This is a genomic window from Kitasatospora sp. NPDC001603 (assembly GCF_040298365.1).
In the GTDB taxonomy this organism is placed as follows: domain Bacteria; phylum Actinomycetota; class Actinomycetes; order Streptomycetales; family Streptomycetaceae; genus Kitasatospora.
On sequence record NZ_JBEPAA010000022.1, the window covers coordinates 101,562 to 111,631 of the forward strand.

Annotated in this window: 10 protein-coding genes and 1 riboswitch; of the genes, 6 read left to right on the forward strand and 4 right to left on the reverse strand. The window is 74.4% G+C overall.

Going from position 1 to position 10,070, the window contains the following annotated elements:
• Nucleotides 1–130: 130 nt before the first annotated feature.
• From ABT263_RS16655 to ABT263_RS16665, 3 genes are read left to right on the forward strand one after another with little or no spacing between them, the layout of a single operon-like run.
• Complete coding sequence (locus ABT263_RS16655; RefSeq protein WP_352291145.1) at nt 131–766, forward strand: DUF4865 family protein; 636 nt, start codon at nt 131–133, stop codon at nt 764–766.
• Between the two features lie 11 nt (nt 767–777).
• Nucleotides 778–1,194 carry a carboxymuconolactone decarboxylase family protein gene (locus tag ABT263_RS16660; RefSeq protein WP_352291146.1) on the forward strand — a complete coding sequence of 139 codons (417 nt, stop codon included), beginning with the start codon at nt 778–780 and terminating at the stop codon, nt 1,192–1,194.
• Nucleotides 1,191–2,150 carry a phosphotriesterase family protein gene (locus tag ABT263_RS16665; RefSeq protein ID WP_352291147.1) on the forward strand — a complete coding sequence of 320 codons (960 nt, stop codon included), beginning with the start codon at nt 1,191–1,193 and terminating at the stop codon, nt 2,148–2,150. Before ABT263_RS16660 ends, ABT263_RS16665 begins: the two co-directional genes overlap by 4 nt.
• A gap of 568 nt (nt 2,151–2,718) precedes the next feature.
• Here ABT263_RS16665 and ABT263_RS16670 read toward each other — a convergent pair.
• The 3 genes from ABT263_RS16670 to ABT263_RS16680 form a co-directional block, all read right to left on the reverse strand.
• Entirely contained in the window at nt 2,719–3,111 is a 393-nt protein-coding gene (locus ABT263_RS16670; protein ID WP_329490579.1) for a hypothetical protein, read from the reverse strand.
• A gap of 41 nt (nt 3,112–3,152) precedes the next feature.
• Nucleotides 3,153–4,262 carry an FHA domain-containing protein gene (locus ABT263_RS16675; RefSeq protein WP_352291148.1) on the reverse strand — a complete coding sequence of 370 codons (1,110 nt, stop codon included), beginning with the start codon at nt 4,260–4,262 and terminating at the stop codon, nt 3,153–3,155.
• Between the two features lie 161 nt (nt 4,263–4,423).
• The gene (locus tag ABT263_RS16680) at nt 4,424–5,188 is read right to left on the reverse strand and encodes an SDR family NAD(P)-dependent oxidoreductase (RefSeq protein ID WP_352291149.1); all 765 of its coding nucleotides are present in this window, start codon (nt 5,186–5,188) and stop codon (nt 4,424–4,426) included.
• 479 nt (nt 5,189–5,667) lie between these two features.
• Here ABT263_RS16680 and ABT263_RS16685 point away from each other — a divergent pair, with 479 nt between their 5' ends.
• Together ABT263_RS16685 and ABT263_RS16690 are read left to right on the forward strand one after the other, a co-directional pair.
• A complete protein-coding gene (locus ABT263_RS16685; RefSeq protein ID WP_352291150.1) occupies nt 5,668–6,288 on the forward strand; it encodes a TetR family transcriptional regulator in 621 nt (206 codons plus the stop codon).
• Between the two features lie 288 nt (nt 6,289–6,576).
• Entirely contained in the window at nt 6,577–7,719 is a 1,143-nt protein-coding gene (locus ABT263_RS16690; RefSeq protein ID WP_352291151.1) for an alpha/beta hydrolase, read from the forward strand.
• Nucleotides 7,720–7,788: 69 nt separating this feature from the next.
• Here ABT263_RS16690 and ABT263_RS16695 read toward each other — a convergent pair whose 3' ends face one another.
• Nucleotides 7,789–8,118 carry a MoaF-related domain-containing protein gene (locus ABT263_RS16695; RefSeq protein ID WP_329490584.1) on the reverse strand — a complete coding sequence of 110 codons (330 nt, stop codon included), beginning with the start codon at nt 8,116–8,118 and terminating at the stop codon, nt 7,789–7,791.
• A gap of 445 nt (nt 8,119–8,563) precedes the next feature.
• A riboswitch (cyclic di-AMP (ydaO/yuaA leader) is annotated at nt 8,564–8,688 on the forward strand.
• 4 nt (nt 8,689–8,692) lie between these two features.
• Here ABT263_RS16695 and ABT263_RS16700 point away from each other — a divergent pair.
• Entirely contained in the window at nt 8,693–9,961 is a 1,269-nt protein-coding gene (locus ABT263_RS16700) for a glycoside hydrolase family 16 protein (RefSeq protein ID WP_352291152.1), read from the forward strand.
• The last annotated feature ends 109 nt before the right edge of the window (nt 9,962–10,070 follow it).

Sequence of the window (10,070 nt, forward strand, 5' to 3'; positions counted from 1 at the left end):
CGGCCGAGCCGTTCGACCGGGCCGTCCGGGGCGCCCTCGGGCTGCTCGCCGCGTACCGCACCGGCCGAGACCGCCCACCGGCCGAGGTGAGCCGCCCCGCCCTGTCCGAAGCCCCCACCAGGAGCCCGACGTGCACGCCATGCAGTACGAGATCACCCTCCCCGCCGACTACGACATGGGGATCATCCACCGGCGGGTCGCCGAGAAGGGCCACCTGCTCGACGCCTACCCCGGTCTCGGCCTCAAGGCGTACCTGGTGCGCGAGCGCGGCCGCGACGACTCGCCCGTCCACCAGTACGCCCCGTTCTACCTCTGGCGGACCGCCGAGGGCATGAACAGCTTCCTCTGGGGCCCGGGCTTCCGGGGCCTGAGTGCCGACTTCGGCCGTCCGGCCGTCCGGCACTGGCTCGGCGCAGGTCTGCGCCACGGAGGTCCGCGCCACGAAGGTCCGCGCCGGGACGGACCGCCGCGCGTCGGTCTGCTGCGCGGCGACGCGGACGGGTCCGCCGGCTTCGCCAGCCGCCACCTCGAACCACTCCCGGACGGCGCCGACCCGGCCGAGGCCGTCGAGGCCGCCCTCGCGTCCCTGCCCGACCACCCGGCGCTGCACACGGCGGCCGTCGCCGTCGACCCCGACCGCTGGGAACTGCTGCGCATCGCGCTCTGGAGCGGCCCGGTCCCGGAGGACGCCCCGGGCACCCGCTACCGGGTGCTGCACCTGTCGACCCCCGAACTCGACCGGCTGCCCGCCGGCCGCCACTGGTGAAAGGCCCCCCCGTGAACCCCGCCGACCTCGTCCCCGCCCCGCTCGACCGCGCCGCCGGCTACGCGCTCCTGGACGAACTGGCCGGGCCGCAGACCCAGGCCGCCACCCTGACCGGCCTGGACGCGCTGGCGCCCGGCTTCGCCGACTGGATCGTCACCAGCCTCTTCGGCGGCACCTACCAGCGGCCCGGGCTGGGCCTGCGCGACCGCCAGGTGGCCAACCTGGCCGCGCTCACCGCCCTCGGCGGGGTGGAGCCGCAGCTCGCCGACCACGTCCGCAACAGCCTGCGGGTCGGGCTGAGCAGAGAGGAGATCACCGAGGTGCTGGTCCACCTCGCGCCCTACGTCGGCGTGCCCAAGGCCCTGGCCGCCCTGCGGGTGGCGAAGACCGCCTTCGCCGAGGCGGAGACCGGGGGCCGGGCCGCGTGAGTGCTTCTGTCGACAGTGCCGCCGAGGTTGCCGCCGGCGCCGGGGGCGGCGCCGTCCGCACCGTTCTGGGTGACCTCGACCCGGCCGAGTTCGGCGTCTGTGACGCCCACGATCACCTGTTCCTGCGCAGCCCCCGGCTGCCCGGCGAGGAACTCGACGACCCGGCGGCCGCCGAGCGGGTGCTGCGCGACTTCGCGGCGGCCGGCGGCCGGGCGATGGTCCAGTGGACCCCGCACGGCATGGGCCGCGGCGCCTTCGCGCTCCCCGGTCTCGCCCGCGCGACCGGCGTCCACCTGGTCGCGGCCACCGGCCTGCACCAGGACGTCCACTACGACCCGCAGTGGCTGGCCGAGCGCTACGAAGGGCTCGCCGAGCTGTTCACCGCCGAGCTGACCACCGGTCTGCGCGCCGCGCCCGCGGGCGTCCGGGCCGGACTGATCAAGGTGGCGGGCGACTACCACGGCCTCGGCCCGCACACCCGCCGGGTGATGGCGGCGGCGGCCGAGGCGCACCACGCCACCGGCGCGCCGATCGCCGTCCACCACGAACTCGGGACCGCCGCCTCGGACGTCCTCGACCTGCTCTGCGGGCAGCACGGCGTGCCGGCCCACCGGGTCATCCTCGGCCACCTCAACCGGCTGCCCGACCTGCGGCTGCACCGGCACCTCGCCGGTTCCGGCGCCTACCTGGCCCTGGACGGTCCCTCCCGGGCCCATCACGCCACCGACCACCACCTGTTCGACACCGTCGCCGCACTGGTCGAGGCCGGCCACGCCGACCGGCTGCTCCTCGGCGGTGACACCACCACCCGCACCGCCCGGCACAGCCCCGGACCCACCCACCTGCTCACGGCCGTCGCTCCGCGCCTGGACCGCGAGTTCGGCCCGGACCTGGCCCGACGCCTCCTCGTCACCAACCCCGCCCAGGCCCTGACCGTCCGCTGGGCGGCCCACTGAGCGCTCTGCGCCGCCGGGCCGGAGTGGCTGCCACCTCGGCCCGGGCCGCCCTGCCGGGCCGTGGTGGTGCGCGGTCCGAGCCGATGGCAGGTGCACCGGCTGTCCTGCGGGCTGCTCACCGACCCGCTGGGCCGTCTGCCCGACGGCGGCTCGCTCGGCCGGGGTTCGGTTGGGCGGGCTCGGTTGGGCTGCCCGGTGGGTCGGGCAGACCGATGCCGGTCGCGGCGAGGGCGTCGGCCGTCGCGTGGGCGTTCGTCGAGGGCTGGTGCTGCCGGGCGGGTGGGGGCCGGCGGGTTCGGCGCAGCCGTCTGGAGCATCGCGCCGTTCGTCTGGGCGGCGTGCGGTCCGCGTAGACCGGTCAGGGCTGCGGGGGAGTGCGCTGGTCGTCCCGGCGGCCGTGTGCTGCGGGCCAGGAAGTGCCGCGCTGGCGCGTATCCGGGGCCGGGGCCCGCTGCCGGGCGGGCGGGGAGCGGCTCGGCGGACCGGTACGGGCTGCGCCCTCCCCGGGCCGACCGCTGAGGACCGGGGGGTGCCGCGTTGGCGTGCGACCGCCCGGCCGGGGGCCGGGTCAGCCGCCGAGTGCCCGGAGGATCGGCTGGCCTAGTGCGCCGAGCCAGCCCGCCAGGGCCGAGAGGGGCCCGAGCAGGCCGGTGCCGGCCGCGACGAGTGCACCGGCCGAGCCGAGCAGGCGGGTGATCCTGGTGAGCCGGCCCGCGACCGCCTCGCGGTCCGGCTCCGGTCGCGCGACCTCCGTGTCCAGCGCGTCGAGCTCGGTCCGGACCTCGGGGGCGACCGCCGGTGGCAGCTGCGCCCGCTCGGCGGCGGAGCGGAGTTCGCCGACCAGCGCGCGGACGTCCTGCCCGGCCGCCGTGAAGTGGCCCGTCTGGCCGCCCCGGACCGTCTGGTCACCGGCGACGTTGTTGATCACGCCGCCCTGCTGGTTGCCGATGTTGAAGACCATGGCGTCCCTCCGGGGAGTCGGTCCTTCGAGGCTTGGGAGTCTCAGCGGGGCGGTGGCGCCTGGAGCCGCTGCGCTTCCGCCGACTCGAAGCGCCGCCGACGGGAGGTGGCCACGATGTGCAGGACGATTCCGACGAGGACCAGAACACTGCCGATCGCGGCCGCCCCGAAGCCGATGGCGCCCACTGGCATACCGCCGATCTCCGGGCCGAGGACATTGGGCACGGTCAGGTCGGGGCTGTCGGTGTTGGCCGCGTCGTTGGTCTCGGCGATGAAGCGGATGATCGCCCAGCCGTAGACCGCGCCGCCGACCACGAAGAGCAGGAAGCCCGCCACCACCAGGTGCCGCGCCCTGGTCCGGGTGGCCGCGATCTCGCGGAAGAAGCTCTCCCGCCGGGCCTGCGTGACGTAGTTGTACTGGTCACCCGCGACGTTGCTGAGGTTGCCCGCCTGCTGCTGCCCCACCTCGAACCTGCGCTCCGCCCCGTACGGCGGCGCCGCCGGGCGGTCGGGCGGCCCGGGCGGTGGCGGGCGGCGGCCTGGCGGGGGCGGCCGCGCCGACGGGTACTGCGGCGGCGGGGGGTACTGCTGTGGGGGGTACTGCTGCTGCTGCTGCGCCGACGGCGACACGAGCGGACCGCGCAGCCCGCGCGGCTGCTCCTGCGGTTGCCGGTACTCCTGGCGTTCCTGGTACTCCTGGCGGCCCTGGCGCTCCGACGGCTCCGGCCGGAGCGGCAGCGCGGCGGTCCGGGTGACATCGGCGGGCCGCTCCGCCGGGCTCTGCGCCGGGTCCCCCGTGCCGGGGCCGGGAAGGATGGCGGTGTCGGCCTCCCACGGGTCCTCGTAGTGCACCTCGAAGGGGCCGAAGTCCAGGACGTCCCCGGCGTGCAGCTCCTCCTGTCCGTGCACCGGGTGGCCGTTGAGCCGGGTGCCGTTGGTGGAGGCCAGGTCCTCGACGGTGGTGTGACCGGCCGACCGCTGCACCACGGCGTGGCGCCGGCTGACGCCGGGCTCGCCCACCCGGATCTGGCAGGTGGCGTCCCGGCCGACGAGCAGCGGCCGGTCGGTCAGTTCGAAGACCTCGCCCCGGAGCCGGCCGGGGGTGTCGACGACGAGACGGGGTAAGGCTTGTTCCCGCGACGGTGAGCTCATGGCACGGCCTCCTGCCGGGCGGGCTGCTGAACCACCGGCGGCGGCGACACGGTGCGGCGTCCGTCCGCCGGCTCGGGTGCCCTCACCTCCAGTAAAGGCCACCTCGGCGCCCCGGGACAGCCCCAGGGCCCCACCGGGTCGGCCCGCCGTCCGATCGGGGGTCACATGTGGGTGCCGCCGTCGATCCGGATCTCGGTGCCGGTGACGAAGGCGCCGTCGTCCGAGGCCAGCATGGCGATCACGCCGGCCACCGTCTCCGGCCCGGCGAAGCCCTGGCCGAGCGCGGGGGAGAGCTTGGCGAGCAGGCTGAAGTCGGCGTCGGCCGGCAGGCCCGGGTTGTTGGTCATGCCGCTGTCGATGCTGCCCGGGGCGACGCAGACCGCGCGCAGTCCCTGCTTGGCGTACTCCGAGGCGATCGCGTGGGTGAACGACTGGATGCCGCCCTTGGTCGCGGCGTACGCGGCCATGTAGGGGTGCGCGAAGGTCGCGGAGGTGGAGCTGAAGTTCACCACCACGCCCCGCCCACCGGCGAGCAGGGCCGGCAGCGCCTCGCGGGTCATCAGGAAGGTGCCGGTCAGGTTGACCGCGATCAGCGTGTTCCAGAACTCCAGGCTGGTCTCGTGGGTGTGCGAGGAACGCAGGATCCCGGCCGCGTTGACCAGGACGTCGAGCCCGCCGAGCCCGGCCACCGCCTCGGCCACGCCCGCGCGGACGGCGGCCTCGTCCGAGATGTCCACGACCGAGGTCGTCAACCGGTCGGCGGTCCCGTCACCGGTCGCCCGGTCCAGGGTGGCCTTCAGGCCGTCCTCGTTGACGTCGACCGCGACGACCCGCCCGCCCTCGGCGAGGATCCGGTGCACGGTGGCCCGGCCGATGCCCGAGCCGCCGCCGGTGATCAGGACGTTCCGTCCGCTGAAGCGCTCCATGGTGGTTCTCCGTTCGTTCGTGGTCTCGCGACCTCGATTGACACGGTACGCCGAAGTGGCACATCGTGCCAATGAGTCGTGGCGGGCCAAAGTGGCACGATGTGCCATACCGGTTCGGCTCGACGGTCATACCGCTGACCGCCCGGTGCGGAACGCCGCCGAGGTGCGCCCGCGCCACCACGGCACGCCGCGCCACCTGGGCGTGTCACGCCACTTTGACGCGACACGCCATCACGGCACGCCGCGCCATCCGTGCGTGTCACGCCGTCCTGGCACAACACGTCACCCCGGCATGTCCCGCCACCCGGGCGTGTCACGCCACTCCGGCGCGACACGCCTTCCTGGCACAACACGCCATCCCGGCACGTCCCGCCACCCGGGCGTGTCACGCCACTCCGGCGCGACACGCCTTCCTGGCACAACACGCCATCCCGGCACGTCGCGCCACCAGGTGCGTCGGTCCGCGTACGCTGAGTGCCGTGATCGGACGCCCTACCCTGAACCAGCGCCGCCGTGACACCACCCGGCTGGAGATCGCCCGTACCGCCGCCGCGCTCTTCGCCGAGCGCGGGGCCGAGGCGACCACCGCCGAGGAGATCGCGCTCGCCTCCGGCATCTCGGTGCGCACCTTCTACCGCTACTTCTCCGTGAAGGAGGACGCCGTCGCCCCGCTGCTGGCGGCCGGCGGCCGGCGCTGGGTGCTGCTCTTCGCGGAGAGCTCGGCCGATCTGCCGGTCCGCGAGGCGCTGGAGCGTTCGGCGGTCGAGTCGCTGACGCCATCCGACACTCCGGCCGTGGAGGCCATGCACTGGACCCGCGACCTGCTGCGCGATCCCCGGCTCGACTCGGTCTGGCAGCGGGTGCACGCCGACTCGGAGGAGCGGCTGCGCGCGGTGCTCACCGCCCGCTGCCCCCGGGGCACCGACGAGCTGGAGATCCGGCTCGCGGCCGCCGCCGCGACCACCGCCATCCGGGTGGCCCTGGAGGAGTGGGCCTTCTCCGACGCCCCCGCCGCCGGGCCCGGTTCGCCCCAGGAGCTGGGCGCCCGGTGCATGCGCGAACTGACCGCCGGTCTGCGCCTCTGGAGCAGCGTCAGCTGAGGCGACCTCAGCCCGGCCCACCCGCCACAGCGCCGGCCGCGGCGCCGGCCACATCGCCCGCCACTCCGCTCGTGCCAGCCCGCTCTCCCGCGGTTCCGGCACCGCCCCGGCCGCTATACCCGCTGGTCGGCGGGTCCACGGGGGCCCGGCGGGCCGCTAGGGTTGTTGATCGCGCCTCGGTGGTGGCTTCCGTGGTGGACGGGGGAACCGGGGCGGCCGTTCCGGTTGTCCTGACAGTTGTCCTGACAACGGGGGCGGGGGAGTTCGAGGCGTGGGAGCAAGTAGGACATGGGTCTGACGAGCCACAAGGTGCTGGCGCTGACCGTATTGATCGCCGTCGTGATGATGGCCGGCACGGTCTGGCTGTGGCCGAGACTGTCGAAGACGACCTGGCAGGCGGTGCTCGGCCGGATCGGCGCGCTGCTCGCCACCCAGCTCACCGTGCTCGCCGCGCTGGGCCTGGTGGCCAACAACTACTTCGCCTTCTACAGTAGTTGGGACGATCTGCTCGGCACCGGCGACAACGGCCCGGTCGTCATCCAGAACAAGGCGGACGCCTCCGGGCGCCTCCAGGTGGAGACCATCGGGCACGCGTCGGTCCAGGGCGGCGGGGCGCTCGGTCGCGACCCCAAGCAGTCCGGCGAGATCCGCGAGGTCCGGATCGACGGCGCCGGCACCCGGCTCTCCACCGACGGGTACGTCTACCTGCCGCCGCAGTACTTCCAGCCGGAGTACGCGCAGAAGCAGTTCCCGGCGGTGATCGTGAGCACCGGCTTCCCCGGGATCGCGAAGAACCTGGTGACCCGGCTGAACTACCCGGGCGCGGCGCTCAAGCTGCTCCAGGAGGGTCGGATGCAGCCGACCGTGATGGTGCTGATGCGCCCCTCGCCCGCACTCCCGCAGGACACCGAGTGCGAGGACATCCCGGGTGGCGCGCAGTCGGAGACGTACTTCACCAAGGACGTCCCGGCCGCGATCCAGGCGACCTACCGGGTCTCCTCGGACCCGCAGGCCTGGGGCTTCATGGGCAACTCGACCGGCGGCTACTGCGCCCTCAAGCTCGCCATGCGGCACCCGGAGGTCTTCCCGACCGCCGTCTCGCTCTCCGGCTACTACCAGGCCGCCGACGACCCGACCACCGGCGACCTCTTCCGGGGCAGCCAGCAGCGTCGCAACGAGGCGGACCTGATGTGGCGGCTGAAGAACCTGCCGCAGCCCGAGGTGTCCGTCCTGCTGGCCGGGACCAGGGAGGGCGACGGCGACTACCGCCGGGACACCGAGGCCTTCGTGGCGGCCGCGCACGCGCCCATGAAGGTCTCCTACAGCATGATGAAGACCGGCGGCCACAACTTCGAGACCTGGAGCAGGCTGCTGCCGTCCTCGCTGGAGTGGCTCTCCCAGCACCTCAAGGTGCCGAGCCACACGGTCTGACCGCCGCCGGGCCCGCCCGCCCGGCCAGCACGCCCGGATACCAGCGCGCGCGGCGGCCCCGGACCGGTCTCAGGCCACCGGCTCCAGGGTCCCGGTGTGCAGCTCGCCGACCCGGCCGCCCTCGCCCTCGTACGTCCAGAACGCGCGCACCGTCAGCCTGCCGAGGTCCATCACGTGGCTGACGGTGATGCCGCTCTGCTCGGTCCAGCTGACGAAGTACAGCTCCGGCCCGATCTCGGCGATGTGCAGCGCGACGTCCTCCCACTGACCCGCCGACTCGCCGAGGCCCTCCCAGCGCAGCCGCTTGCCGTCGGGCGAGTAGGCGTTGCGGAAGGCCGCGCCGTTGTCGACCTGGAAGAGGTAGGTACGGCCGGCGAAGGCGGGCAGGGGCGCGGTCATGGCGGAGCGGGTCCTCGTCTCTCGTCTGTGCGGTACGGCTGGACTCCCAACCTATCCGACCGGCCGACCTTCGCGGCGGACATGCGGGCACCCGGCCACGGAGCGGACACCGGGCCGGCGCCGCGCCCGCCCCGGCGCCGCGCCCACCCCGGCCGGACCTCCGCCACCCGCTCGCCGGCCCGCCGCCGACCCCCTCGGCCGCCCCGGCCGCCGCCCCACGCCCCGCCCCGCCTCCAACTGATCAACTTCCCCGGTGACTTGATCCACTCCGGACGGCTCCCACTGTGAGCTGCGCGACAACACCCCCTGTCGGCTTGTCGACATTCGAGCGGCCTGCCTAGCCTGCACGAGTCCGTCTTCGCGGACCCCGCCGTCGGGACGCCGAGTCCTGTCCACCCGCCGGTCGGCAGTCGAGCACCGCAGCGGACGGGAGCGGGGGACCCAGGTCAGTGCCCGGCCCACGCGCCCGCGCGTGCGGACCGAGGCTAGGGGTGAAGCCGCTCCCACAGGCGGCCGGGCAACCTCAGCCCGAACCCGACAGCTCACCTCGCAGGCGTCTACAGAGGACACCGCCATGCAGCAGCCTGCCCGGCGCGCGACGCCGCGCCACGCCCGCCCCTCCCACCGAGGCCGCAAGGCCGCCTTCGCCGCCACCGGAGCGCTCGCCATCAGCGGCGCCGGCCTGCTCGGCGTCCCGGCGCTCACCGGCGCCCAGGCGGCCACCGCGCCGACCGTCACCCAGGACCGGCTCGCCCCGGCCACCATGGTCGCGGGCAAGGCCACCACGGCCGCGCTGACCGTCCACTCCTCGTCCTGCTTCACGGCCAGGACCGTCGGGGTCGGCGTCCGCGACGCGGCCGGGCACAACCTCGACTTCCCCGGCAACGTCTCCAACGCGCAGATCTGCCCCAGCGGCCTGTCGATCACCACCGGTGCCCGAACCCTGCCCGCCGGGACGTACACCCAGTTCGGCTTCTGGCAGGACCTCGGCGGTGCCTGGCACAACCTGCCCTCGCGCCAGCTCGCGGTCTCCGACGCGACCGTCGCGCCCACCCCGAGCCCGACCGCCACCCCCAAGCCCACCCCGACGCCGACGCCCACCGCGACCGCCACCCCGTCGACCCCGGCCACCGGCGCCCCGGCCACCGGCGCCCCGGTCGCCGGGAAGTCGCTGACCTGGTCGGACGAGTTCAACGGCCCGATCGCCTACGGTTCGCGCTGGACGGGCGACAAGAGCAGCGCCTACCACTACGGCAACCACAACCCGGACGACAACAAGCTCGACTGGTTGAACAAGAACAACGTCTCGGTGGCCGGCGGCGTCGCCACCTTCACCGCCAAGCCGGGCGCCAACACGCTGGAGAACGGCAAGAAGTCCTGGGACACCGGGCTGCTCACCACCGAGTACTCCAGCGAGGGCTTCCAGGTGAAGACCGGCGACTACGCCGAGACCCGGGTCAAGCTCCCCGCCGGTACGGGCGCCTGGCCGGCGCTGTGGACCTGGAAGAACGGCAACGGGGAGATCGACTCCTTCGAGTACCACCCCGACAACCCGAACCTGCTGGAGCTGACCAACCACGTCAACCCGGGCCACCTGTACTACACCGACGCCAAGGCGATCGCGAAGGACGGCTGGGTCACCATCGGCACCCACTACGGCGCCACCTCGGTCGACTGGTACGTCAACGGCACGAAGGTCTTCTCGGACGGCAAGGGCGTCGGCGCCAACTGGTCCGCGTACCTGATCCTCAACCTGTCCCTGAGCGCCGGGCAGTACCACGCCGCGCCGCAGGGCACGGCCCCGATCACCTTCGCCGCGGACTACGTCCGGGTCTACCGCTAGGCCCCGTCCCGCCGGGGGCCCGCCGGGCGTGATCGCCGGGCCGGACCCGGGGCGGAACGGCCCGGGGGGGGCGCGGGGGCGCGCGGGGCCGCCCCGCCGCGGAGGCCGG